16 protein-coding genes and 5 pseudogenes are annotated in these 25,250 nt (G+C 56.2%); 12 read left to right on the top strand and 9 right to left on the bottom strand.

What is annotated here, in order from left to right; translation table 11 throughout:
- Positions 1-99: 99 nt before the first annotated feature.
- Entirely contained in the window at positions 100-5,832 is a 5,733-nt protein-coding gene (locus HZS55_RS06255; RefSeq protein ID WP_179910856.1) for a PKD domain-containing protein, read from the bottom strand.
- A gap of 1,741 nt (positions 5,833-7,573) precedes the next feature.
- Positions 7,574-7,939, bottom strand: a pseudogene (locus tag HZS55_RS06250) (IS5/IS1182 family transposase); the annotation flags it as partial.
- Between the two features lie 174 nt (positions 7,940-8,113).
- On the opposite strand from HZS55_RS06250, the gene HZS55_RS06245 reads away from it, so the two are divergent.
- The 6 genes from HZS55_RS06245 (at position 8,114) to HZS55_RS06220 (ending at position 16,513) form a co-directional block, all read left to right on the top strand.
- Entirely contained in the window at positions 8,114-10,627 is a 2,514-nt protein-coding gene (locus HZS55_RS06245; protein ID WP_179910855.1) for a hypothetical protein, read from the top strand.
- 386 nt (positions 10,628-11,013) lie between these two features.
- Positions 11,014-11,349 (top strand): toxin-antitoxin system TumE family protein, encoded by a 336-nt coding sequence (locus tag HZS55_RS06240; protein ID WP_179910854.1) that lies wholly within the window; start codon positions 11,014-11,016, stop codon positions 11,347-11,349.
- Between the two features lie 23 nt (positions 11,350-11,372).
- Positions 11,373-11,822 (top strand): HVO_A0114 family putative DNA-binding protein, encoded by a 450-nt coding sequence (locus tag HZS55_RS06235; RefSeq protein ID WP_179910853.1) that lies wholly within the window; start codon positions 11,373-11,375, stop codon positions 11,820-11,822.
- Between the two features lie 546 nt (positions 11,823-12,368).
- Positions 12,369-13,043 (top strand): HNH endonuclease signature motif containing protein, encoded by a 675-nt coding sequence (locus HZS55_RS06230; RefSeq protein WP_179910852.1) that lies wholly within the window; start codon positions 12,369-12,371, stop codon positions 13,041-13,043.
- Positions 13,044-14,683: 1,640 nt separating this feature from the next.
- Positions 14,684-15,448 (top strand): UTP--glucose-1-phosphate uridylyltransferase AglF, encoded by a 765-nt coding sequence (gene aglF / locus HZS55_RS06225; RefSeq protein ID WP_179910851.1) that lies wholly within the window; start codon positions 14,684-14,686, stop codon positions 15,446-15,448.
- A gap of 81 nt (positions 15,449-15,529) precedes the next feature.
- A complete protein-coding gene (locus HZS55_RS06220) occupies positions 15,530-16,513 on the top strand; it encodes an NAD-dependent epimerase/dehydratase family protein (protein ID WP_179910850.1) in 984 nt (327 codons plus the stop codon).
- A gap of 413 nt (positions 16,514-16,926) precedes the next feature.
- Here the strand turns inward: HZS55_RS06220 and HZS55_RS06215 are convergent, their stop codons facing one another.
- Entirely contained in the window at positions 16,927-17,454 is a 528-nt protein-coding gene (locus HZS55_RS06215; protein ID WP_179910849.1) for a hypothetical protein, read from the bottom strand.
- A 4-nt stretch (positions 17,455-17,458) separates the two neighbouring features.
- On the opposite strand from HZS55_RS06215, the pseudogene HZS55_RS06210 reads away from it, so the two are divergent.
- The 5 genes and pseudogenes from HZS55_RS06210 to HZS55_RS22575 all read left to right on the top strand — a co-directional run.
- Positions 17,459-17,611: pseudogene (locus HZS55_RS06210) on the top strand (IS6 family transposase); the annotation flags it as partial.
- 88 nt (positions 17,612-17,699) lie between these two features.
- Complete coding sequence (locus tag HZS55_RS06205; RefSeq protein WP_179910848.1) at positions 17,700-18,008, top strand: AbrB/MazE/SpoVT family DNA-binding domain-containing protein; 309 nt, start codon at positions 17,700-17,702, stop codon at positions 18,006-18,008.
- Positions 18,005-18,433, top strand: coding sequence for a PIN domain-containing protein (locus HZS55_RS06200; RefSeq protein WP_179910847.1), 429 nt, complete (start codon positions 18,005-18,007; stop codon positions 18,431-18,433). The genes HZS55_RS06205 and HZS55_RS06200 overlap by 4 nt, the downstream gene beginning before the upstream one ends.
- 416 nt (positions 18,434-18,849) lie before the next feature.
- A complete protein-coding gene (locus tag HZS55_RS06195) occupies positions 18,850-19,002 on the top strand; it encodes a DUF7837 family putative zinc-binding protein (RefSeq protein WP_179910846.1) in 153 nt (50 codons plus the stop codon).
- A gap of 121 nt (positions 19,003-19,123) precedes the next feature.
- Positions 19,124-19,318 (top strand): annotated as a pseudogene (locus HZS55_RS22575) (RNA-guided endonuclease TnpB family protein); the annotation flags it as partial.
- Positions 19,319-19,324: 6 nt separating this feature from the next.
- Here HZS55_RS22575 and HZS55_RS06185 read toward each other — a convergent pair.
- Positions 19,325-20,578: an RNA-guided endonuclease InsQ/TnpB family protein gene (locus HZS55_RS06185; protein ID WP_179910845.1), complete on the bottom strand. Its 1,254-nt coding sequence runs from the start codon at positions 20,576-20,578 to the stop codon at positions 19,325-19,327.
- A 293-nt stretch (positions 20,579-20,871) separates the two neighbouring features.
- Entirely contained in the window at positions 20,872-21,309 is a 438-nt protein-coding gene (locus tag HZS55_RS06180; RefSeq protein WP_179910844.1) for an NUDIX hydrolase, read from the bottom strand.
- Positions 21,310-21,668: 359 nt separating this feature from the next.
- Between HZS55_RS06180 and HZS55_RS06175 the strand changes: the two genes are divergently transcribed.
- Positions 21,669-22,613: an NAD-dependent epimerase/dehydratase family protein gene (locus HZS55_RS06175; protein ID WP_179910843.1), complete on the top strand. Its 945-nt coding sequence runs from the start codon at positions 21,669-21,671 to the stop codon at positions 22,611-22,613.
- Between the two features lie 36 nt (positions 22,614-22,649).
- Here HZS55_RS06175 and HZS55_RS06170 read toward each other — a convergent pair.
- The 4 genes and pseudogenes from HZS55_RS06170 to HZS55_RS06160 all read right to left on the bottom strand — a co-directional run.
- Positions 22,650-22,949, bottom strand: a pseudogene (locus tag HZS55_RS06170) (zinc ribbon domain-containing protein); the annotation flags it as partial.
- A 507-nt stretch (positions 22,950-23,456) separates the two neighbouring features.
- On the bottom strand, positions 23,457-23,993 hold the full coding sequence (locus HZS55_RS06165; protein WP_179910841.1) for a DUF7342 family protein: 537 nt from the start codon (positions 23,991-23,993) through the stop codon (positions 23,457-23,459).
- Between the two features lie 122 nt (positions 23,994-24,115).
- Positions 24,116-24,564: pseudogene (locus tag HZS55_RS22970) on the bottom strand (hypothetical protein).
- On the bottom strand, positions 24,561-25,136 hold the full coding sequence (locus HZS55_RS06160; RefSeq protein WP_179910840.1) for a DUF7342 family protein: 576 nt from the start codon (positions 25,134-25,136) through the stop codon (positions 24,561-24,563). The pseudogene HZS55_RS22970 and the gene HZS55_RS06160 overlap by 4 nt, the downstream one beginning before the upstream one ends.
- Positions 25,137-25,250: the final 114 nt, after the last annotated feature.

Raw genomic sequence — 25,250 nt, 5'->3', positions numbered from 1 at the left:
ATTCGAATAAAATCGGGGCTGTTTGAGATCAAAAATTCTGTTTGGTTTGCGTTCTTGAATCCACGAAGCGTAGGATCATGGTGGCCACTGCCGTAGGGGCTACTGTTCGTGGATCGCGTACATACGCCGGTCAGTACTACCGATGTAGACGACCCCGTCAATAACGGCCGGTGAGGACCACACGGCACCGCCCGTAGTATAGCTCCATTGCTCGGTACCGCGATCGGCATCGATAGCATAGACCTCTGAATCGTGGCTACCGATGTAAACCGTGTCGTTGACGACTGCTGGTGATGAGGTCACATCGTCACCAGTCGCAAATGACCACTCATTATCACCAGTATTGGCATCAACAGCATAGATAGCATTGTCCTCGCTACCGACATAGACGAATTCTTCAGTTACTGCTGGTGAAGCGGCGATGGCGCTGTCAGTCTCGTAGGTCCATAGCGGGTCGCCAGATCCAGCGTCCAGCGCTGTGAGGATGCCATCATTGTTCCCTACATATACTGTCCGGTTGAGTACAGCAGGCGATGAGGCAACTGCACTTCCGGTGTCGTACTGCCACTGGAGGCCACCAGTCTCCTCATCCAGAGCGTAAATAGTTCCATCGTGGCTCCCAACGTAGACAGTCCCAGCCGTGACAGCCGGCGCAGTATTGACCCAGTTTCCAGTTTTATAGGTCCACTGCTCGTTGCCAGTTTCGGCGTCCAGCGCGTAAACAGTGCCATCGTCGCTCCCGATGTAGACAGTCCCGTCAGTTATCGTGGCCGGAGAATCAACGAAGCTTTCTGTCTCATAGGTCCATTGCTTGTCGCCAGTGGCTGCGTCGAGAGCGTAGACGGAATGGTCACCGCTGCCAAGATAGACGGTACCGTTTGCTATAGCGGGCGTTGAGTCAACAAAACTCCCTGTCTCGAATCGCCACTCTGTCGCACCCGAATCCGCATCAAAGGCATAGACCGTACCATCCCGACTCCCAACGTAGACCGTCTCATTCCAGATGACCGGTGATGAAAGGTGGATTGCTCCATCGGTTGCACGGGTCCACGCTGGCTCGACAGGCCCTTGGACCCCACCCGCTCTGGGCCGCCACCCCACATTCCGAGTCCCAGCACCGTAGCTCCGCCAGACAGGGCGATTAATTTCGGGTTTGACAGTAATATTCACGCGATCGGTCGTTGTCGTCTTGCCATCAGAAACGGCTAATTCAAACGTGAGTGTCTGTCGGGCGTCGACGTTCGGGGCGACGAACGTCGGGGACGCTGTCGCAAAGTCTGAGAGTGTGACTGAGGAGCCACTAACTTGCGTCCACTGATACTCAAGAATATCATCTTTGTTTGGGTCATAGGACTCAGACCCATCTAACGTGACCATCATCCGCTCGTCAACAAACCTGTCGGGGCCGGCATCGGCAACTGGTGGGGTATCCCCATCCCTGCTGACAGTAACCGTGCGTGTTGTTTCAGTTACTGCTCCGTCATCGTCAGTGACAGTGATCGTGACCGTGTACTCGCCGGTCGTATCATAGGTATGAGAGACAGTCATACCGGTCTTGGTCGTTCCATCACCGAAGTCCCATTCAACAGAAGCGACTGTCCCGTCGGAGTCAAACGAAGGCGACACATCGAACGTGATAGCGGATTCAGGCGAAACCATCTCCCGCCAGTCGCTGTATCTGAGCTGCGGAGGTCGATTTTGGTCAGTGGCATCATCCAGGACTGTCACGACCCAAGCATTGTCACGGGCACCAACAACGGTGTAGTTGCCGTTCCGGGTATGCGTCAGTGCGGTAATTGCTGGGAGGTCGCCGCCATCTATCGTTGTATTCCACTGTTTCGTCCCATCGCGCCGGTACTTAACAAGAAGGCCTGATCGTAACCCGCTACCGACAGATTGGCTCTCCCCTGCAACAACGTATCCACCGCCGACTGCTCGAACTATATCGGTCGTAAATTCATATTCGGAACCACCGTGCGATCTTGACCACGCAAGATTACCCTTGACATCCGTTTTGAACACACGATATTGGGTCACCATGTTACTCGTCTCGGAGACACCAGCGATTGCGAATCCCCCATCCGATGCCCGAGTAATCGCGGTGCCCCTAGTATAGGCCGACCCTCCGTACCGTTCGAGCCACCTGACTGTACCGTTGGGCGTGATCCTTGCGAGGTAGGTCTGATTCTCATCATAACTCTCGTATCGGCCGGTGACAGCGAGATCACCATCCGGTAACTGGATTACATCCTCAGTAGTGTCGACCGTCTCAAGAGCCGACCATTCTACCTCGCCGTTCTCGTCTAATTTCACCACATGACTTCCGACGGCGACAAATCCACCGTCAACTGTCGCTCGGATCTGCTCATTGTTTTCCATCTCCGTCCGCACAGTCCACTGTTCGGTCCCATCGTCTTTGACCCTCGTAACATTTCCATGATAGCCAAGAAACGCATACCCGTTTTTCGGCGTCGCGACGCTGAATGGGATATCTGAGTACCCTGCGGTCCCATAGGTCTCATTCAGTATTTCATTACCTGACTGGTCAAGTACCAGCAACCAAGCATCCGATAGTCTACCAGTAGGCCGGTCTGTCCGACCAACAAAAACGTATCCATCACTCGTCCGACGAACGTCCTTAAACTCCTCATTAACTGTGTAGTCGTATGTTTGAGAATCGATGACCCGATTGACATCAAAGGTCCGTACGACCGTCTCAGTGTTCCCATCTGCATCAGTAACTGTCAACGATAGTTTCCGTTCTCCTTCAGTCGTGAACTGTCGTGAAGTAGTTACTCCAGTGGCATCAATAGTCCCGTCATTGCCGAAATCCCACTCATAGCTCGCGATGGTACCATCCGGGTCAACTGACTTGCTAGCATTGAATTGTGCCGTTGAGCCAATCCAGAGGTCTTTCGACGAAATTGTTGGCGTTGGATCTGTTTCCTCCACGTTGACGACAGTGCCATCAGTGTTCGTTGCCATCCCATCCGAGACCGTAAGTTCAAACCGTAGCTGCGTCCAGCCATCAACATCTGGTGCGGTAAATGATGGTGTCGCGGTTGATGGATCAGATAGCGTAACATTCGGTCCGAAGGTCTGGGTCCACTCATAGGAGAGGCCGTCTCTATCAGGGTCGAATGAACCTGTTCCGTCCAGTTCGACCGATGTCCGTTCGTCAACGGTTCGGTACGGGCCAGCATCTGCCTCCGGCGGCGCATTTGGCGAGACCGTGATATTCACGACATCCCTGTCGGTTGCCCTCCCATCCGAGGCGACGAGTTCGAACGTCAGGGTTGTCGTGCTATCGACAGTCGGTGCGGCGAACGTCGGTGTTGCGGTCGATACATCTGCTAAAGAGACGGCTGTCCCACTGGTCTGAGTCCATTGATAGGTAAGCGAATCCCCATCAGGATCCGACGAACCGCTGCCATCCAGTTCAACCGAAGTTCCCTCATTGACTGTTCGGTCTATGCCCGTCTCTGTCACTGGCGGTCGGTTATCAACACTCACGTTGAGAGTGCGCTCTGCGGCCGCTGTGTTGCCGTCACTGTCGGCTACGGTTAGATTGATGATGTAGCTACCGGCAGTTTCGAACGTACGTGTTGTAGTCTCACCAGTGGCGTCGACCGTCCCATCGCCACCGAAGTCCCACTCATACCTCGTGATAGAGCCGTCAACAACGGTCCCATCACTTTGTACCCGTTGGTCAGTCGAGTTCCCCGCATCAAACGTGACACTCGTCCCTGGCGGGACCGCCTGTGGTGCCTCGATAACTGGTTCAGGCTGTTCAACACGAGTCTGTAGCGCTTCGACGGCTACTGTCGCTGTTGTCGAGGCAGACCGGCCAGACACGTTCGAGACAGTCAGCGTAACATCGTAGTTGCCGTCGGACTCAAATGTGTGGACTACCTGCTGTCCTGTCTTCTCAATGGTTCCGTCAGCGTCAAGATCCCACTCATACGTATCGGCGGCCGTTGTTGCAATGAACTTCGTCGCGTTGCCAGTCGTCACATAACTTCGGTTCAGCCTGAATGAAGCCGTCAGGGGTGGCCGCTCGATTACAGTGATGTTCGTCGTAGTGGTTGCTGACAGACCGGCGTCATCAGTGACTGTTACCCGCACCCGCTTGACGCCGGAGTCGTCGAAACTTGTCTGGAAGGTTTGTTTTGTATAACTCTGCTCGTAGTTTCCATCATCGTCAGTGTCGATCTCGATGGATGTTGATGCGATAGCACTATCATCGGACGAATTGCTTACATCTATCGTGATTGTCTCACTCGGACGAACTTGTGTGTTTGAAGTCGACAGCGATGGAACTGGTGGCGTATTTACTGAGACTGACCCGGTGGTGAGATTGACTGCGCTCCACCCTTGTTGATCGGTCGGATAAGCACTGTCAGTTGGATAACGGGCGAAGACATCCTGCGCGTCCTCACTGATTGCAGGCTTGAATGCAGCGCGATAGGCAAGCCATGGATTCTCGTCGGCATCTGTTTTCTCAATGGTAACTGTGTAAACATTCTGTTCACCCGGTTCGTAGGATTCATAAATATCAACAAGTGGATATTTCGCCGTCATCGTGTCCCCAGTGCTGGTAAACAAGGTCTCCCCTGGTGCTGTCTTCGTGACCCCTGCAGCCTCTGTATCACCAGAAGTATTCGCGACATTGGTGACTGTTAAGCTGTCGGCGTGTGAAAATGAGAGGTAGCCCTGCCTACCGGTCAGCCCCGAATTGTCACCATTTGAGACGACGAAAGCGACATCAAGTTGCTGCCCGACATCAAGAGCGGCCAGATCAGTGCGGACAGCTGAAAGATCACGCTCAGTCGTGACGTGTGGGTCGGGGTCTTTGGCAAGCGGTCGCAGGTCCTCAGTAATATGGCGCTCCTCTGAGAGCGACCACTGGTAGAGAGCGCTGAAGTACGACTGTACATCCGTTCCTCCAGCCCGTTGTTTCTGGTCAAGCGCCTCGTTCGCTAGACAGGCATCATATGACAGCGACGGGTAGTATTTGTAGGGACCAATCCGCTGGCACGTCCCGCGGATAATCGCGTACTCTTTCTGGATATACTCAAGCGCCTTCTCACGGTTGTGATTTCGCCACGCTTTTGCCTCCTTTCGGTAGAGCCGCTCAAGATGGCTCAGTGGTTTCGAGGCATTACCACCACGTTTCACGTAGTCGGTATCGACTCGAGAAAAGAGGTTTTCCTCAAGTTTGAGTGCGACACGACCAGTCTTGCCAACGGCACCACCTCGGTAGTCTCCGGAGGCCATCTCGTAGGCAGTCTTGGCATTATCCAGCGTACCTGCATAGGGGACTGCACTCATCGCCAGCGACTTCGTCTGTTCAGCCGCGACCGTTGAGAATGCATCTTGCATGGCGGTTCCAACCGTCTGATTCCAGGGTTCATGATCAACAACAGTATGGTACGTATCTTGGTACCCGCTGGCAAGCGTCGCGCGGCGCTCAGCACCTCGTGCCAGTGCCGCCCAAGAGGTTCCGCTCTCTGAGATCGTATACGAGCCGGTCGTTGTATCGTCAGTCGTTCCGCCGTCGGTGGCCGTCGCAGTAACATCAATACTGCTTGCAGTTGTATCGTCGGGTACGTTCACCCAGACGATCGCGGAGTGTTTCGTCTGCTGCCGGAAGAACGTCTCTGAACTGAATTCGGCGGTTGTTTCTGAAGGCCGGGCTACAGTCGGATAATCCGTATTCGAAGTAACTGCCCGGGAAATAGTGGCCCCATTCCCCGAGACGGTAACTGTCAACCCCGGTTGTGTTACCTTATCGTCGGTTAGTATCCCTCCACTAGCCGTCCTGACACTCACGATGATCGGATAGGTACCACCGGGGGCAAACGATTGGTCGGTGGGTGGTGGGGACAGCGTGACTGTCTGCCCTAAATCAGCTAGTATCGTCTCCCGTGGTACATGGAGGCCAGAAACGGTATCGAGATTCGATGGACTTCGCAGGTGGGGTACTCGATTCCTAGTAGATTGCAACTGACGATGGGGTACACCAGATGTTCCGGAATTAAGTCTCGTGTTGCTGAATATTCGATCTGCGAGGTCTATTGTTTGCCTCGTACTGGCGTTTGAACTTTCCACTGGGTGTCCAGCTGTCGGTTCAGAATTACCTGTTGTGGAGAGATTCCCGGTAGCCGGCGACTGAGATGCCAGTTCTCCTACTGTAACTCCTGCTCCGGCCGATCCAAGGAGAAGAATCCATACAAAGAAGACTGCCATCCATCGGTTACCCATACTTACCACTTCGTATTGTATTTCTCAGAATAAAAGCTACGACATAGAGAGATGTCTTGATTCAGCGAGAGAATCCCGCCCTTCCCGTGAGTACGAGGTTCCGACGCGCTGTCGGAACCGAGGAGCGAACAGGGCGGGAGTGAATCGCGTGAGCGCCGTGCCACAATCCTCGGAACTGTTTGTAGGCCAATTGCGTATTGGTTAATAGTCCCACACTCTTCTAGTTCAGCCCCTCGAATGAGACTGAAGCAAGAAAGATGGGGGGGGGGGAAGCTGGGGGGTAGGGAGAAGAGTTTCCCGGGGAACGAAGCCTGCACAAGGGTAACAGTGGCAGGCAATCCGATGTTAGATTAGCTGGTTGAAAAAATGTGGAGGTGACTTCAGAGTCTGAAAACACCGTATTTTGGCTGCAGGACTGTCAAATAAAACATGCAGCTGCCCTCGACAGTTCTGTTCTGGAGGGATCGACCCTAGATACACATTTCGTGACCCTCAGAAAGGTGTTATACACTGTCTATGAACTCTTCAAAGGGGGCAACGACAGATTACGACCGTCGATCTGACTTCATCCTCTGCGAGGATGAATCCTACCCAACGTCGAAGGCGAGAACATCCAAGAAACGTACTGTAAGAGGGAAACACTACTTCACCCCGTGGGATACCGACCGATCCCGAGAACAGGCTGTCGAAGCGGGCAGTGAAGACTCAGAAGAAACTCTCTCAGTCCAAGGATCACTTCCTCTGTACTCTCTCAAAGCCACATCGTCCAACGGTTGTCAAAGAAGGCGTGAAGCAGACCGCTATTGGCAACCTCAGCGGCATTCGAGAAGTCGCCAACTGAGACGGTGTCTTGCGGAACTAGGATGTATCGGGGCACAAGAACGCCATGGAAATGCCACTTACACGAGCGGTTTCGTCATCGTCGACTCATTCCCCGAATTGTATGGTATTATAAAATAATATTTTGCTTGAAAGCCGGGGATACTGTACGATGAAATGTGAACGGTGTAGGGAGGACACTACAGTCACTCGATACGAAGTTGACGGGTTCACTGGCTATCTCTGCGAGAACTGTGCTGACACATGGAACAAAATAACGACAGATGGCTAACCTTCGAGTGGAAACGAAGGGGTGACTATCAGACAGGCGACTTCCCACCCGCGGTCATATCTATTCAAACCACTCTTTGTATTCGCCGGAACTGTGGCATTCAGCCACTGTGAGTTCTTTATTTCCCTTATCATGATTTTCTGGTGGGACAAATCTGATCTGTAAATCCAAATCTCGGCCTTGTTTAGACGCGTAATTTCAGGGTCGTGAGTGGCTAACACTAATTTTGATGTTTCTAACGGCGCATTTCAAGACGAGTTCGCAAAACTGACTGAACCACGTTCGCGCACGAACGGTCTCGCCGTATTTTCGACGAAGCGCGAAAAATGTGGATTCGGCGTTCAAGCGTTGATGGTAGATCGTGTCATCAGGCAATAGATTATTAGCGATGCCGTGCCAGCCAAATTCGCGGTGCTTGAGCACCGATTTTACATCTTCAGCTCGTAATATTTGGCGAAGTAACCACCAGTCGTATACTTTGTCGGCGACAAGAATATTCAGTTTGTCGAGATTGCGCTTGACCATCTGCCAGCCGATCTTGGAATCGTGTGGTTGACAGAAAGAGCTATATAACCAAAGTATACATTTCGGGTCGTTGCATTATCCGGCATGATATTGGACAGTCTCGATCACATTCGTTGATCAAAATCGGATATCGTGAGGCGTGCATGATGCTCGAGGTCCTGATCCGACATTTCGCTGGTTATAAATATGTGAGACAGTATCAAATCCACAGGGATGCGGAAGCAAGACATCACTAAGCATGGTATCTCGAAAGTAATCGACGAACCTGGCGATACATTTGGCACTGCCGAGTCGATCACAGAGGGCGAGTACGACGGGCGTATCTCACAGAGTGATGAGGACTATTATGCGATCGACCTGACTGACGGTGACGTTCTCGAGGTGGAGGTTCAATTCCAAGAATCAAATTACGAGGAGGATCACCTCGACGTCGACCTGTATGATCCTAACGAGGACTTCCTCGAGTCAGACACGACGATCGACGCCGGAGCAAAAACAGCAGCGACTGCCACCCAAACCGGCACCCACTACATCAAGATCGACGGGGCTGACGACGATCTTACCGAGAACGATTACTCACTGTTCGTCAACCGAATCGAGCCTGCCGAGAACGACGTGTTCCAGCCCAACTACAATTTCAATACGGCCGCGTCAGTAACTGAGGGGTCCTATAGCGCCAGCATCGTCCCGTCCGACCACGACTACTACGCGATCGATCTCAACGACGGTGACGTTCTCGAAGTTGAGCTTCAGTTCCAGGAATCAAACTATGAAGAGGACCACCTCGATGTCGACCTCTATGACCCCAACGAAGACTTCCTCGAGTCAGACACGACGATCGACGCCGGAGCAAAAACAGCAGCGACTGCCACCCAAACTGGGACCTACTATATCGAAGTGCAGGGTACGGACAACATCCTCACTGAGAACGACTATTCACTGTTTGTCAACCGGATCCAACCCGCCGAGAACGACGCGTTCCAACCCAACTACAATTTCAACACGGCCGCGTCAGTCACTGAAGGGTCGTATGACGGGAATATCGTTCCATCCGACCACGATTACTACGCGATCGATCTCAACGACGGCGATGTCCTCGACGTAGCGATCCACTTCGACGAGACGAACTACGAGGAAGATCACCTCGACGTCGATCTGTATGATCCCAACGAGGACTTCCTCGAATCAGATACGATGACCGATGCCGGAGCGAGAACAGCAGCGACTGCCACCCAAACCGGGACCTACTATATCGAGGTCCAGGGGACCGACAATATCCTCACCGAGAACAGTTATACGCTATCCGTCAACCGAATCGAACCTACCGAGAACGACGCGTTCCAACCCAACTACAATTTCAACACGGCCGTGTCAGTCACTGAGGGATCGTATAGCGCCAGCATCGTCCCGTCCGACCACGACTATTACGCGATCGACTTGACTGATGGTGACGTTCTTGAGGTGGAGATCCATTTCGACGAGACGAACTACGAGGAATATCACCTCGACATCGATCTGTATGATCCCAACGAGGACTTCCTCGAATCAGATACGACGACCGATGCCGGAGCGAAAACGGCAGCGACTGCCACCCAAACCGGGACCTACTATATCGAGGTGCAGGGTACGGACAACATCCTCACCGAGAACAACTACACGCTCTCTATCAATCGAATCCAACCTGCCGAGAACGACGCGTTCCAACCCAACTACAATTTCAACACGGCCGTGTCAGTCACTGAGGGATCGTATAGCGCCAGCATCGTCCCGTCCGACCACGACTACTACGCAATCGCCGTAAATAGCGGTGGCACAATCGATGTAGATGTTCAGTTCGACGAGACGAACTACGAGGAGGACCACCTCGATGTCGATCTGTATGACCCTAATGAGGATTTTCTCGAATCAGACACAACGACTGACGGTGGAGCCAATGTGGCAGCAACTGCGTCCCAGACTGGCACTCATTACATCAAGATACAGGGCACTGACGACATCCGTACCAAGAACGACTATACTATGTCTGTTACTGCGGATGTCATCGGAACCCCATCTGTTGACGGGAGTGTCACCATCAATGGGAACCAAGTGACGTTCAAGTACCAGATCACGAACGAGGAGAGTAAGACTGTCTCGAACGTGACACTGAACATCAACAACGACTTTGCTGGTTGGTCTATCGAGTCGGAAGAGTCAACGGCCGACAGTTGGGATGTTATTGACCAGACCTGGACATGGAATAGTATCCCAGCCTCTACGTCCGAAGATGCACAAGTGACCTTGAGTGCTCAGAGCGGTGCTGAGGACGAGTTTCAGCGGTTACGGGCGATCACAGCAGTCGGAGACACGGTTACAGACCTCGTGACGCCACTGTACGATCCGACTGCCCCCACCGAACTATCTATAGATGTAACTGGTGATACAATTGGCATAAATCAGCAAGCTAAGATAAATATCTCCGCAACGTACGTAGACAGTATCATTCTCGAGGATCTGTGGGCCGACTGGACCGTTAATTCATCCGTTTCAGACGACGTATTCATCGACTTGATCGCCGAAACCGGCAAAGTCACGCTGAAGTGGGATAGTATCCAGTATTCTGTCTCTCCCGTGATAACCATCACTCCCCCGAACAGATACGTAGGTGGAACGTATCAGCTCCAACTCACCGTATCGAACTCCGAAGGCGATTCTGCCACGAAGACGACACAACTCACGATCGACTGATATTCTCCCACGGCTACAGCCGTGGGCTTTCAGCATGGACTCCCGCTCTGGCCGACACTGTCTACAGAATTTCTATCTTCTGGCGAAGAGAGTTTCAGTCGCTTCGATTCTCCTCGGACTTTGCCGAATCGTGGCCGTGGAAGTGACAATATATCGAAGTACCTTCGGCGACAATTCAGGGATTCGAGAATGGTTCAGCACATTCATGCCTGGGTCGAAGAGTGTGGTGGCTGGCTTGAGACGGTAACAGACTGGTGAACGGGTGGAATACGACGTGGTGAAATGGATCGGTGAAGCGGTATCGTATTCGTATTGGGAATGGAAGGCTGCTATTGTTCTCGCGACCAATAGACTTATTTCATTGGTCTGTGTACCAATAGATGAGGATGGCCGCATCGACCGACGACCTCGATGGCGTAAGCGAGGGACGAAAGTATCCTGACGGGACAGTCGTCCGCGTGTTTTGCATGCGGACGGACCGGGATGCGTACCCGTCTGGATGGGCCTACAAGCTCCACTACGGCGCGACTGAGCCGGATCCGCCCCGCACGCTTAACGACGGGACGATTCGTCGGTACGACAACTCACACGAAGACACGAAGGGGCACGAACTGCACGTCGCACCGGAGCCCGATCCAGAAATCATCACATTCCACGGGATGGTCGAATTGTGGGAACGGTTCTGGAGCGAAATCCCAAAATCCGAGTTCGATGTCAAGTGAGGCCATCACACGACGGTGATAGCATGAATGATACCACGCCGCCACTGCACCCGATGGAACGCGAACAGCTTCGGGCCGAATCAACCCTTGTCGTAACCGTGAAGTCGGACGACGAGTTCCATGATGATGTCACCAACGGGATTGAGGCATTTGAACGGGGTGATGAGGTGAATTCCACGCTAACGCTCTCGTTCACCAGCTACGACGACCTCATGGAGACGCTGACGCCGCGCGTCCTCGATCTCATCGAAGCCATCCGCCAGGAAGAGCCATCCAGCATCAACGAAACCGCACGGGTTGTCGACCGGGACGTGAAGAACGTCCACGAGGAACTCAGTCAGCTCGCCCAGCTGGGCATCATCTTCTTCGAGGAAGACGGCCAGAGTAAGCGCCCGGTCGTCTGGTTCGACGAGCTCGTTATCAATCTTCCATTTACTCCGGAAGCGGGCGACACGTCGACCGCTGCGCCGTGAGCACAGCGCAGGCGTTCGTCACATTGGCGAGAACCGCCTAGACGTCCTCCAGATGCCCTCGTCGCTGTTCCATGTTCTCCTGGGCAGTGCGCTCGTCGTACTTCTCGATAAACGCCTGGTGGGTCGCACGTTCCGGTTCTCAGAAGGCATATATGCGCCAGATCTGCCGTTCCTCAATGTGGCCGATATAGAAACCGATGACTGAGGTCGCCGTTCTTGGTCCGGCGCTATAGATCCGTTTGTATCCCTCGGTTGGGGTGAGAGGGACTCGGGAGAGCAGCAGTGCGGCTCCCGAGTACACCCTCTCGAAGTAATGATGCAACCGAACAGCCGAGCCACGCACGAGGGCGACAAGCGGTTGGTCAGTCTGCTGGCCGCTCCTGTCACCCCCCGGTGCGTGGCATATTCGATTGTACAGGCTACGAATACCAAGTCGGTGTCCGCGGGACAGAGGTCGCCATGTGGCCCCCTGTGGAGCCGTCGGGAACTCTGTCGACGGTGTGACGACTGGCCGGGACAGGACTCGATCGAGCAGGAGGGGAATCGATGAGCGACGACTTCCGAGTGGCAGTATACGACAGGTGGGGCGACGAATGTGTGGTCTGTGGGCGGTCGCCAGACAGCTGGCTCGATACGACGGCCGGTACCAGAAGGCAAGAAAAGCTCTCGCTCCACCACATCAACGGCGATGAGACGGACGACCGCGTCGAGAACGTTATCCCGGTCTGTCAGAGCTGTCACGTCCATATCCATCGCGTCGACGAGCCGCCATACCGGAAATGGCACCGGCAGCTCCCGCTCGAACATCGCCACGCGTGGAACGAACACCACAAAGAGTACTACGAGGGCCCGCGGCTGACGCGGGCAGCAGCCGACCGGCGATTCGGTGACGAGGGCGGTACGCCAGAGAGTTTAAAGTATCTCCGACACGAACAGAGCGCTACAGATCGGGAGTCGGTGGATGATGAAGTAAGCACTGGTAGCACTGGCCGTGAGCCCCTCAACCGACCCCGAGAGATCACGGTGGCGTACACGCCGTCGAAGGAGAGCCGCCACCGAATTCGGTTCGTAGATCGGTGTGATGGATCCGGTTGGTGGCGCGTCACGGACGAGTGGACTGGATGCACGTGGCGCCCCGTCGGCCGGGAACCGGTGTCGGATGTCGAAGTCACGATTGATCGTGAGCGGGATACCGGGGGAGATAACGGAAGCGGACGCTGAAACGGTAGTGTTCAATGTAATAAAACAGTTACTTTTTCACCAGCGACACCAGATGTCCGTGAAAGAGGGTGTCGTACAGCAGTTCACTTTGCAAGCATCTATGACTCCCTAGCCCATGGGGGGTTCGTTCAGTCCCAGTCAGTCGAATCTGCAACCCCCTGAGATCGGCATTTGCTCGTCAATATCGACTGTTCCCTGTAGAATACCGGAATACAAGGTTGGGAATTCCCTGCTAGTATAGTGGCAAATCTACGGAAGTGAAGCGAGGATCCCAGTTAGGCGACGGAGTGAGACGGTGACCCCACCCCCCAGGGGGTGCTCAGCCGGTCGAAATCCCCACGGATCGCGGTTGGCGATTGCCTGGGAGTCGATAAATGAGAAAATTTTGAATTGTTTCATACATAGCGGAACACCCCTTCTACTGCTAAGGTTTTCCGATTTCAGGGATGCGACGAACAGGGGGTGTTGATATTTTTCAGACGCTTGTGAATACGGCGTAGTCGCCGTGAAAACGCCACTGTGGGGCGAAGATGAGCGATATGGTCTGCCGTCTGGCGACTACGACCAGGGGATTTCAGGAGTATCTAGACGCAGATCGGAGTGAAAACCGTATACTAGCGGGGAACGAACTACGATGTATGTGCGGACCAAAGGCGATACACCGGGTGTTCCGCCCGATTCGGGAATTTCGGCAGATTGTAGATCACGGCGTGTTTGACAAGAATGGTATAGAACACGACATACTTCATTGAGTGTGTGGACGGGTTCGTACAGTCAGGAATAGGACCGATGCAAACGGGTTCCCTGCAGCGCGGTTCGGAATTGATGGGGAACGATAGGTCCCGATGCAGATGCAAGCAAACGAGGTCGGCGGGAAATCTATGAGCAAACCGACGCCACATATGGAGTTGCGATCGCTTGTCGTCTACTGACATTCGTGCCGATACCCTCCGAAAGACACTGTATTCGATGGCTCAGACACGGCGAAGAGAGCGGCCTCTATACTCCGCCGCGGGGTATGACTGTGACTTGGACATGTCGGACATACTATCGAGGATCTGGAGGATAGCCGGGAGCCTCTCGAAGAGAAATGTCGGGTTGGTGTCCGTGGTATCAACACGGATATCCGGATGATCAGGTACTCTAGGAGGCACTTGAGAACACCTCAGTAAGCGCACTTGACACCTCAATTTATCATGTCGTGCAGGGGAATCTCCCCTAGAGTTGAACATCGACGGGTGATACCTCGAGTTCGTGAGTCACCGGCAACTCGAACGTGAGTGATACCATAGTGGATACAGCCCCATTCAATCATTTCGGCGAGCACGCTCGGGTCGACGAGGACACTCGGATATCCCAGTAGCCGCTCCAATCTGTGACTCACCGTTTCAGTGCTGTCGCCATCAAACTCCTGTCGCTACGTTAGTGGATCGCGCCTGCAACTGATCCCCTACGCGAAGGCTCGACCAGTAGCGAAGATTATCTCTTAGGTAACAAAGAAGGAGCGTTACGAGCTGACTGTTACATAAGATACTTCGAGCGATTCAGCAGCCGCTTCGCAAGACCGGTATACCCTATCAGCTATCATCCGGCCAAAAAGAGCAAGCGTTATCTGAGAAGTCCTAAATTACTACTGTATCATGCAAGCCGTCGTGCTGGCCGCCGGTGAGGGAACGCGGCTGCGTCCGCTGACCGAGGACAAGCCCAAAGGGATGGTCGAGGTCGCGGGCAAGCCGATCCTCACCCACTGTTTCGAGCAGCTGGTCGAACTCGGCGCCGACGAGTTGCTGGTCGTCGTCGGCTACAAGAAACAGGCCATCATCGACCACTACGAGGACGCGTTCGAGGGCATCCCGATCACCTACGCCCACCAACGCGAGCAGAAGGGGCTGGCCCACGCCCTGCTCACGGTCGAAGAGCACATCGACGACGACTTCATGCTGATGCTCGGCGATAACATCTTCCAGGCCAACCTCGAGGACGTCGTCAACCGGCAGTCCGAATCGCGCGCCGACGCCGCCTTCCTCGTCGAAGAGGTGCCCTGGGAGGAGGCCAGCCGCTACGGCGTCTGTGACACCAACAAGTACGGCGAGATAACCGACGTCGTCGAGAAACCGGAGGACCCGCCCTCGAACCTCGTGATGACCGGCTTCTACACGTTCACGCCTGCCATTCTCCACGCCTGTCACCTCGTCCAGCCCTCCAACCGCGGCGAGTACGAGATCAGCGACGCCATCGACCTGCTCATCCACTCCGGGCGGACCATCGACGCCATCCGTATGGACGGCTGGCGCACCGACGTCGGCTACCCCGAGGACCGCGACGCCGCCGAGCAACGGCTGCAGGAGGCCGGCGTCGTCGACACCGACGACGACGGCGAGCAGGCCGACGCGACTGCCGAGTGATCAGCGAAACACCGGGCCTAACTCGTCCCCGACTGCCGCCATGACGATGGCTTTTTTTCCGGCCGGGTTGGCGATACGACAATGAGTATCCTCGTCGCCGGAGGCGCCGGCTTCATCGGTGGCCACCTCGCCGAAGCGTTCGCCCGCGACGGCCACGACGTGGTCGTCCTCGACAACTTCGATCCCTACTACGACACGCGGATCAAAGACCACAACGTCAAGGCCGGTCGCGCGGCCGCCGACGAGGGGGACGGCAGCTACGAACTCGTCGAAGGGGACATCCGGGACGCCGAGCTGGTCGACGAGTTAGTCGCCGACGCCGACTACGTCTACCACCAGGCCGCTCAGGCCGGCGTCCGCACGGATTACAGCCCTCGCAAGTACGACGAGGTCAACGTCGATGGCACGCTCAACGTCCTGGACGCCGCCCGCGACCACGACATCGAACGGCTGGTGTTCGCCAGTTCCTCCTCGGTGTACGGCAAGCCGCGCTATCTCCCCTACGACGAGGACCACCTCACGACGCCGATCAGCCCCTACGGCGCCTCGAAGCTGGCCGGCGAGCGCTACGCGATGGTGTACGCCGAGCGCTACGGCGTCCCCGCGGTCGCGCTGCGCTACTTCACGGTGTACGGCCCGCGGATGCGGCCGAACATGGCCGTCTCGAACTTCGTCTCGCGCTGTCTGAACGACGAGCCGCCGGTCGTCTACGGCGACGGCTCCCAGACCCGCGACATGACCTACGTCGCGGACATCTTGAGTGCGAACCGGGCGCTGCTCGACACGGACGCCGCCGACGGCGAGGTGATGAACGTCGGGAGTACGGACAACATCGACATCGAGACCCTCGCCGAGGAGATCCGCGACCAGTTGGCGCCCGAGCTCGACATCGAGTACACCGACGCCTACGAGGTCGACGCCGACCACAGCCACGCCGACGTGTCCAAGGCCAGCGAGCTGATCGGCTACGAGCCGACCTACACTATCCGCGAGGGCGTCGAAGCGTTCGTCGAGTGGTACCGCGACAACCGCGAGTGGTACGAACCCCTCGTCCGCAGTTCGTAGGTCGCGTCCGGGACGGCCGTGCGGTCGGCACGGACCCTGCGCAGGGGCACGTGACTGCCGGTATCGGGACCGAGGCATGGTTGATCAGGCTATTCTGAAGCACTGTCTAGTTCAGCATCTCCGCGGCGGGAGTGCGGCCATCTAATGAGTCGTAGTGCGTGGTTTGCTACGATATGCTGTCGCTCAGACCCACTCCTGAAGGGATGGGCTTCCGCTCGCTACGGTCATCGAACCTACAACCCGCGTAGCGAGCACGTCCGGTCGCCTGTTCGAGACCGAAACTAGTACCGTTCAGCCAGAGGTCTCGGAACTGAGGAGGCCTCGGTCCGACAACGGTCCTTCTCGGAGTTCGAGAGCCGTGATCCGAAAACGAGGAGGCACGAACGATACGCAGAATCCCAGAACGGCCGTCTCTAGAAGGCGGACGCGGCGCGTTTGAGCGTGCTCAGATAGATGATCGGCGCGGCGACGACGGGCAACAGTGCCCCGCAGAGCGCAAGCCCGAGAAACATCGCCCCGAACAGGTGCAGGAGGACGATCCCCCATTTTCCGCCAGCCACGGTGGCAATGGCCAGATCGTAGTAGACGAGGCTTGCAACCGCCCCGAAGAAGACAATCCCACCAAGATATCGACAGAGCGACCCGGGGAAGGGAATCTTCTCGCGCTTCAACGACCCGCTCTCGATAAGTGCGAATCCGTACACGACGTAGCGGACCCAAGCAAGCGGTCGGAGATCGTTTTCGTGGTCGCGGGCGTGCTCGAGGAACGCGAGCATCTCGATTGCGACGGCGATGTCCAACAACACGGCCGCGACGAGCAGCGAGAATTCGAAGGGGTCGTACTGGAAGGCGAACACGAGTGCGTCCCGAGTAGAACTCGCGGGTGGGACCGGGCCAACGATCGGTATGACCTCCCTGAGTACTGACCAGTCGCCGTTCATGCCCGGTCACTCTCCGAATCAGATCGCGCTCGACAAAACAGTGATTCGGATCGACGACCAACAATTCTGGCTGTCTGCCGCCGCAGACCCCGAAACGAACGGCCTGCTTCACCGTGGGCTCTTTTCCACGACCACGGCCCCTCTCACTGAGATGTTCTCCAGCGATGTTCCGATGTAGTGGCATTCGGTTTCCCAACCGGGACATACTTATGTATGTTCGTCATGGAGTATTGATCAGAGAAAGTATGAGTGAGACAGAGTCTGAAAAAGTGGTATCTGTCTCGTCGCGCGGGCAAGCCACTATCCCGAAGGAGTTCCGCGAGGAGTTAGGTATCGATACGCCTGGTCGTGTGAAATTCGTTCGGACCGACAAGGATGAAATCGTTGTTCGCCCCATCCGATCGGTTACGGAATTACGTGGGATTCTGGACGGGAAAACCGACGAGCAAGGTCGCTCGGCAACCGAACGTCTCCGGGAGGAACGCGCAGTGGACAAAGCCAGCGAAGAAGAGTTGCGCCAGCGCTACGGCGGCGACGATGAAGCCGACGCATGACAGGTGAGACTGAGATTCCCGAGACGATCGTCTTCGATGCCGAACCACTCATCGCGTATTTCTGTAACGAACCGGGGAGCGACACCGTCGAGACGTACGTTGACGCCGTTGAAGGCGCCGCAGACGGCTACATCTCGGCTATCAATCTCGCCGAAGTCCACTACATCGTCCGTGCGATCGACGGCGAGGAACGCGCTGATGCTGTCGTCGACGTCCTCAAGGAAAGCAGCATCCGTCGCGTCGACACCGAAGGGACCTGGCCGTCAGCCGCCGACTTCAAATTTCGCTACGCTCCGGCGCTTGGTGATGCCTTCGCGCTCGGGACCGCAGCACACGTCGACGGGATGCTCCTTGTCGATGCTGATGATGATTACGACGCTGTCACCGATGTCCCGATTACCCGTTTCCGGGCCAAACCAGCGTGAACCTGCGAATTGAGCGGGAGATTTTTCCAAAGTTGTGGGTTCTATGAGACCCTGCTTTAGACAGGGTATACCACGACAATTACAGCGCTGACTGGCACTACAGCTACTTTGGTAATTCGTACCGACAGAACTCTTCGCCCCCACACTCGGGACACTGATCCGTTTCGGGATCGACAGCGGCCCCGCACTGACGGCACTCGATAATGACCACAGTCCCGTCACCAGGGATTAGTCGAGCAAAGGCCCCACGGATACCCATGTCTCTGGCTACCAGGAGCATCGAGTTAGTCTTGGTGGACAGTCAGTTCCATCGGAAATCCGGTGCGCTCAGGCTGCCAATCCGCCGAAGATTTACCTTCAATGGCGGCCCAATTCCGACTGGAAGGGTTGTCACACGCTCCCCTTCCCCCCTTTGCATGAGCGCCGACGAATCGTCTCTTGGCCGTTGCCCGGACTGTGGCGAACCTGTCCCCGAGGCATGGCTGTTGATCGAGTACGAGACGGGCGACGGCGAGACAGATATCTACGCCGAGTGTCCCAGCTGCGAGACAGTCGTGAGTCCGAAGTGACGTAGCGACGGATCCGGATCCGTTCGTCTGTACGTGGTCTGCCTGTTCGGGGGCTTTCTGATACTCTTCGAGTTGAAAGGCGCTTCGAATATGGAAGTCTGGTTCTGTTGAACCCCTCTTCTTCAGCCATAAAGAGTCTGAAACAGCCGCTCATCTCGCCGAGTACGAAACTCGGCCCGACGTGGAAGTCGAGAACATCCAGCAGGTGCGTGCCGTCTGGACTGGTGACGAGTGGGAACTCCACCTTGCCTGCAAGAAAGAGGTACCCGTTGAGGACGCACCCGGCGACGACACTGCGGGTATCGATCTCGGTATCATTGAGCTACCCACGACTGAAGTCGTGGGATTCAGCATGGACTCCCGTTCTGGCCCCTGGCGAGGCAGGAGAATAGCCTCCGTTCACGTTCAGCGTCCCGCTGTTCAAGCGCACGCCCAAGGGTGCGCCTCCGTCACCCCCAGTTTGGTTGCGACGGAGAAACCGTACGCCGATGTTTTTCGCCGCGTTGTAATCGGCGTGGTTCTCGTACCCGCATTTCAGGCACTCGAATACCTCGTCCTCACGGTTGTCAGGATGCGTGAACCCGCAGTGTGAGCAGCGCCGTGACGTGTTCTCTGGGGCAACCTGCTCGACTGCAGTGCCGTGTTCTTCAGCCTTGTACTCGACGTACTCGTACAAGCGGTCGAACGCCCACTTGTGCCCCCACGACGCACCAGTCCGCTCGCGGATGTCGGTCAAATCCTCGAACGCAATCACCGAACAGTCGTGCTCGCGGGCTTCCGCGACGAGTTCGTTGCTAATGCGATGCAACAGCAGTTTGAACCGCCCTTCCTCTTTCCGTCCGACGGACTGGATGTTCTCGTGTGCCCAGCGCGTTCCGCACTGCTGGAGCGACCCACGACGTTTTTCGTATTCTCGTCGCCAGTGGTCGAACTCGTCGCCCGTCCAGAACCTGCCCGTGCTCGTGACTGCGAGGTTGTTCACGCCGAGGTCAACCCCGAGAACCGTTCCGTTCTCGGGTGTCGCCTGTTCCGACGTGTCAGACTCCACATCCGTCTTGCAGTGGATGTGAAGTGCCCAGTTGCCGTCGTGGGAGTGTAGTTCCGCACCCGTCGTCTCGTACTCGTCTGAAAACAGGTACTCGGAATGCGGTGTGTCACTAGCCCCGTCAGGCAGTACGTAGTCGGCTTCGATACGCCCGTCGGTGGTAGCGAGGCTCACGTAGTCGTCGTGGAATGTGGCGGTGCGGTGGTCATAGACGACGTGTGGACTGGTGAACTCGGGTTTCGACGCTTTCTTGCCTTGCTTCCAGCGTGCGACGACGCTTTTGCAGGCTTCTGCGGCTTTGTTTCGAGCGGCTTGCACGAGTCCGCCGTTGAAGCCGTCCGTGGCTTCGCGCACGTCGTTGTAGGTTTCGTCGTCGAGTGTGGTTTTGCTGGTGGTGACGTACTCGCCCTTGAAAGCATGGTTTACGACGTACTGTGCCGACCAGCGGAACGTGTCTACGGTGTCTTCGAGGAGTGCGGCGTCGTCGCTGTCCACGTCGAGCGCAACGGGGACAGTACGCCGCACCTCCATATCTTATATGTAGCACTGGTATTTCTTAACCACTGGGGAGTCGGCCTGCTACAAGACCGTGGTTTGAGTCAGCAGTGACGGATTCATCCCACGGCTAAAGCCGTGAGTTTTCTCCTGTATCTCGTATAAAGCTCTGTGTATTAACAAATTTGTGAATATTAGCACAGCCACACGGTCACAAACCAGAACACTGACACCGGAAGAGTTCTACCGTCTGCTTGCCCGCCTTGCGGGCTTCCATCTCCCCCCAACCCCACCGTTTCCGCTCCGGTCCGTTCTCCCGCGGACCGGTGTCACTCCAATGTGATAGAGGGGTTCGCTTCGAGCGACGATGCAGTTTGCTTCACAGCTCGGTAGACTCCCCTCTCCTGTGGCTCGCTGAGTCGGTCGCGAGCGGCCCCTCTTGGAAGCCACTCGTAATCGGTGTGCTCGTCGGAGAGCGAGACCGCCCGGTCGGCACTATGACAGCGGTAGTACACCGCGAACCGACCGTTATCGCTACTGTTCCGCCATGAAACGGAGTGTACCGGCTCTTTGACCGTGGGGTCGAGGTCCGTTTCCTCGCGGATTTCACGTTTGAGACCCGCGACGCAGTCCTCGTGTGTGTCGAGTCTCCCGCCCGGGAGTTCCCATCCACCGTCGCTCGTCCGTTTGACAACGAGCACGGCGTTTTTGGCGTCAAATATGACTCCGCGAAGCGAGATTGTCGCTTGGAGCGGTTCTTCAGTCATCGAATTCATACTTTCAGCTACACCAATTTCAATCTAGTGTCCGCGGAACGGTCGCAACTGTGTGTGAAGGCGTGGCCGCCAACCGAAACACGTCGTGAACCGTAGCAAGCGTAAGACCGTTCACTTACGAACAGGATCTCCCACCACAATACGGTGTGACACCGATACAGACGCCCAGAGATGACATCCTCCCCGGCGTAAACGCTGGGATTCTCTCGCTGAATCAAAATAGCGATCCAGCGGTATCTCCTGGGTCGTCCACAGTTGTGCTCTAAGTGTTTCTTTGATATTCTCCCGCGAATACGGTGTGCAAAAGTGTTGCCCAAAACAGCCATATCCGTTGTGTCCCATTGCGGGACATGGAACTCTCTGAGAAGCGACTAGTCGTGACGGGTGGGGCGGGCTTCGTGGGGTCGCACCTCTGTGAACGACTGGTCGCTGACAACGAAGTAGTCGCGGTTGACGACCTCTCGAACGGCAACCGGGAGTGGCTGCCCGACGGCGTCGAACTCGTCGAGGGCGACCTGACCGACCCCGACGTGGTCGCCGAGGCGATCACCGCAGATGTCGACGGCGTCTTCCACTTCGCCGCGAACAAGAACGCCGCTGCCGACGACATCGACCAGTACCGCACGAACAACGCCTTGACCGAGACCGTCCTCGAACGGATGGACGAGGTTGGCGTTGACAACATCGCCTTCACCTCCTCCTCGACTGTCTACGGCGAGGCGCCGCGGCCCACCCCAGAAGACTACGCGCCGCTGGAGCCAATCAGCATCTACGGCGCGAGCAAGCTCGGCGAGGAGAGCCTGCTGTCGGTGTACGCCCACTGCCACGATTTCACCGTGTGGGTCTACCGCTTCGCCAACATCGTCGGACCACGTCTGCAACCAGGCGCGGTCATCCCTGATTTCATCGAGAAGCTCAGTGACGATCCGGAATCGCTCACTATCCTTGGTGACGGCCGCCAGGAGAAATCCTACATGAATGTCGCTGAGTGTGTCGACGCGATGTGCCACGTCGTCGAACACGCCACCGACGACTTCAACGTCTACAACCTCGGGACCCGTACGACAACGTCCGTCACCATGATTGCCGACATCGTCAGCGACGAGATGGGCCTCGATCCAGACTACGAGTATACGGGTGGCGACCGTGGGTGGGTTGGCGATGTCCCACGCATGCGCCTCTCCATCGAGAAACTTGCCGCGCTGGGCTGGGAACCCGACGACTCCAGCGACGACGCGGTGCGACAAGCGACACGGTCGCTCATCACAGAACTGGCGGTCAGTTCTGTGGAGTAAACCGCCTCGGGGTCAAGCCCCGAGGCTTCCCGTGGGTTAGTCGGACACTCCCATCCGACCATCGGCAGGGTAGCCTCGTGCGGTCGGATGGGTCACGGTCGGGGCGTCCACAGCCCCCGATGCCTGCCGTCGCACCTTCCGAACAACGGGAAGGCTGTTGAGAGCAGGCACATTCCTATCGAGTTTCTTGATGCCTTTCACAGCGATATTGACGCTTGCACTGCGGTCGCTGTGGTCTTGATGCCCACAGTCCCGGCACTTGAACCGCTTTTTGTTGCGGTTCGCTCGCTCCGTATGTCCACACATCGGACACCGCTGACTGGTATACTCAGGGTTAAAGTCTACGCTGGATTCCACGGTTTCAGCGGCGGGTTGGTGACTGAAGTCGGTCGGCCAACAGTGCAAGCACCGTCCAGAGCAGCCGAGTCGGGGCCTCAATGGGGAGCGAAACAGCGTCGTACTCGTAGGGCTCGTCAGGATTGGTGCGCTCTTGGTAGTGTGTTTTCCCATCTACGTGGGGATTGGGTTCTCGATGCCAACCGCAGTCAAATCCCGCACTCTCGCTGTAGTGAAACACGAACTCGGGGTCGTCCGGCTCGGGCCACCACGAGACACGCAGTGAGGCGTGGTCGGCCTCACGATCGAATGCCGCGGGGTCGATCGCTGCCCGGAGTTCCCGAAACTTCCCCTCGGGGATACCCTGTACGCCAGTCACAACTGGATGATCCTCTAGCTGATGGTGCAGTTCACGAAGGATCCGGTGGCGCTCTTGGCCGCGATTGCGGGATCTGTCGCGCCCGCCATCCGAACGGATCGCCGGCAGGGTCTCCCTCCGATGGCGTCTCATGCCGGAGCGGGACGGCTCGTGAACTCCCCGTATCGATCCAGTGCATCTTCGATAAGCGAAAGCCGGTACCGAGTATGCTCCCAGTCGCTAGCGATCTGGCGTCGCTCACGAGCCTCGTTGGCCGAGACGGTACCGTCAACCGCCTGTTGGCGCAGTGTTTCGGGACCGGCAGTATCGTACTCCTCACGCCACGTTTCGATGTCAGCCTTGAGGTCTGCGGCAAGCGCAGTCAGCCCGTCCTGGTCGTACTCGCCGATCAGCGCTCGGACTTCTCGCGTCCGAACGTAGACCGGATCGGGATAGTAGGTCACCGCATCACTGTCGGTCGCTGCTGTCAGAATGTTCAGGTCGACTAACCGCTGGAGGTGTCGGCGGGCAGTATTCTCTGCGACCAACGCCTCGTCGGCAATCCATCCGGCAGTACGCGGTTCGGTGAGTGTGAGCGCAACGCTTTGGACGCGATCGAACCCGCTCGTGTGCTTTTTCCAAGTCGCATCTCCAGGGGCTCCTGTTGGTCGACTGTCCTCGTCCATACTGCAAGGGACACAGCCAACAAATATAATTGTACCTCTAGATCAAACTATTGATGTGTCTTCACGGAATATCTGTTTTGCTGGCTGGGTAGCGATTTCGCCAATCTTCCCAGATACCGTACTTACCCGAACCAAAAGGTCCGCTGGCGGTCTTTGGCCTCGCCCAGAATCATCGACAGCACGTCACGCCACTCTTCTGGATGCGATGTGTCATCGCCAGGTGTCAGCGCGTTCGGGCCTGGGTGATATGGTCACGCCCATTGTGTGTTGAGGGATGGCGATCCCATCGGTAGTCGAACGTGCAGTCTCTGTGTTCTTCGTGATAGTGTAACGAAAAGTCACCATTCTCGAACCACGCAATCGTGAAACGAGCGCTCTGGACACTCTGCGGATAGAATCCGAGGTCGTAGCGACACACGAGTCGGTCTGGTGCATATTTCGGTTGGACTTCAACATCCGAGAAGCGCTCATCCGTGGAGAACCGTTCCACGATGGCATCCAGACGATCCAGATCAATTGGAGCCCCATTCTCGTCGTCCGATGACGGAATGTCGTCTCGTCTACCACTCATGCGATAGTTCGCTGGCCAGCGGTGCCATTTGAGTCAGTCTGCAATGCCCGTTCAAGGAGCGAAATCCGACGGCGAACCGTCCTCCATGCAGATACGTCCCTCCATACCTCCTCAATAGATCGGTCGGTGTGGGCTGCGTGTGCAGTGATAGTTACCGCATCTGGAGATTCGGCACCGAACTCCTCCGCGAACGCTTCGTCACGTTTAGCCGTCTTTTCCAGGAGGTCGATAAGTTCATCCTCGGTGTACTGATCTCGAAGACGTTGCACACGCCGCCAATTCAGGTACTCCTGATTGCGTTCGTACGTCGCTGGAGAGTCAGTAACCTGCGCGACAACTCCGAGACGCTCAAACCACCCCAGATATTCCCGAGCAGCGTCTACTCCGTGACCCGCACGGTCAGCGACTTCATTAGCCGTTGCGGGACTATCCAAACCGAGAACGGCGTCGAAGAAGTCGTCACGTGTGCGATCACCGGCGACGAGTTCTTCCGGAGGCACGAGTTCGTCGAAATCCGGGGAATTCCGACGCTCGTCGGGATCGGCCTTCAGTTCGGGACGTGGTTCTTCCATACTAGTGGTACGGGGCCCTCACGGAATAATCCTTTTCATATACGGGATATTACTCTTTGATCGGGGTGTGTGAAAACGAGACGCACGCAGGCAATTTTATCGGCGCCACCTGCG

Source organism: Halosimplex rubrum (assembly GCF_013415885.1).
GTDB classification, from domain to species: domain Archaea; phylum Halobacteriota; class Halobacteria; order Halobacteriales; family Haloarculaceae; genus Halosimplex; species Halosimplex rubrum.
Note: the sequence above shows the minus strand (reverse complement) of the source record. Positions and strands in the feature narration are given on the sequence as shown.

Coding starts and splice junctions, on each gene's coding strand:
- HZS55_RS06215 (WP_179910849.1), bottom strand. CDS start 17,454: ATGAACGGCGACTGGTCAGTACTCAGGGAGGTCATACCGATCGTTGGC.
- HZS55_RS06205 (WP_179910848.1), top strand. CDS start 17,700: ATGAGTGAGACAGAGTCTGAAAAAGTGGTATCTGTCTCGTCGCGCGGG.
- HZS55_RS06175 (WP_179910843.1), top strand. CDS start 21,669: ATGGAACTCTCTGAGAAGCGACTAGTCGTGACGGGTGGGGCGGGCTTC.
- HZS55_RS06220 (WP_179910850.1), top strand. CDS start 15,530: ATGAGTATCCTCGTCGCCGGAGGCGCCGGCTTCATCGGTGGCCACCTC.
- aglF (WP_179910851.1), top strand. CDS start 14,684: ATGCAAGCCGTCGTGCTGGCCGCCGGTGAGGGAACGCGGCTGCGTCCG.
- HZS55_RS06185 (WP_179910845.1), bottom strand. CDS start 20,578: ATGGAGGTGCGGCGTACTGTCCCCGTTGCGCTCGACGTGGACAGCGAC.
- HZS55_RS06245 (WP_179910855.1), top strand. CDS start 8,114: ATGCGGAAGCAAGACATCACTAAGCATGGTATCTCGAAAGTAATCGAC.
- HZS55_RS06165 (WP_179910841.1), bottom strand. CDS start 23,993: ATGGACGAGGACAGTCGACCAACAGGAGCCCCTGGAGATGCGACTTGG.
- HZS55_RS06180 (WP_179910844.1), bottom strand. CDS start 21,309: ATGACTGAAGAACCGCTCCAAGCGACAATCTCGCTTCGCGGAGTCATA.
- HZS55_RS06195 (WP_179910846.1), top strand. CDS start 18,850: ATGAGCGCCGACGAATCGTCTCTTGGCCGTTGCCCGGACTGTGGCGAA.
- HZS55_RS06200 (WP_179910847.1), top strand. CDS start 18,005: ATGACAGGTGAGACTGAGATTCCCGAGACGATCGTCTTCGATGCCGAA.
- HZS55_RS06240 (WP_179910854.1), top strand. CDS start 11,014: ATGGCCGCATCGACCGACGACCTCGATGGCGTAAGCGAGGGACGAAAG.
- HZS55_RS06160 (WP_179910840.1), bottom strand. CDS start 25,136: ATGGAAGAACCACGTCCCGAACTGAAGGCCGATCCCGACGAGCGTCGG.
- HZS55_RS06230 (WP_179910852.1), top strand. CDS start 12,369: ATGAGCGACGACTTCCGAGTGGCAGTATACGACAGGTGGGGCGACGAA.
- HZS55_RS06235 (WP_179910853.1), top strand. CDS start 11,373: ATGAATGATACCACGCCGCCACTGCACCCGATGGAACGCGAACAGCTT.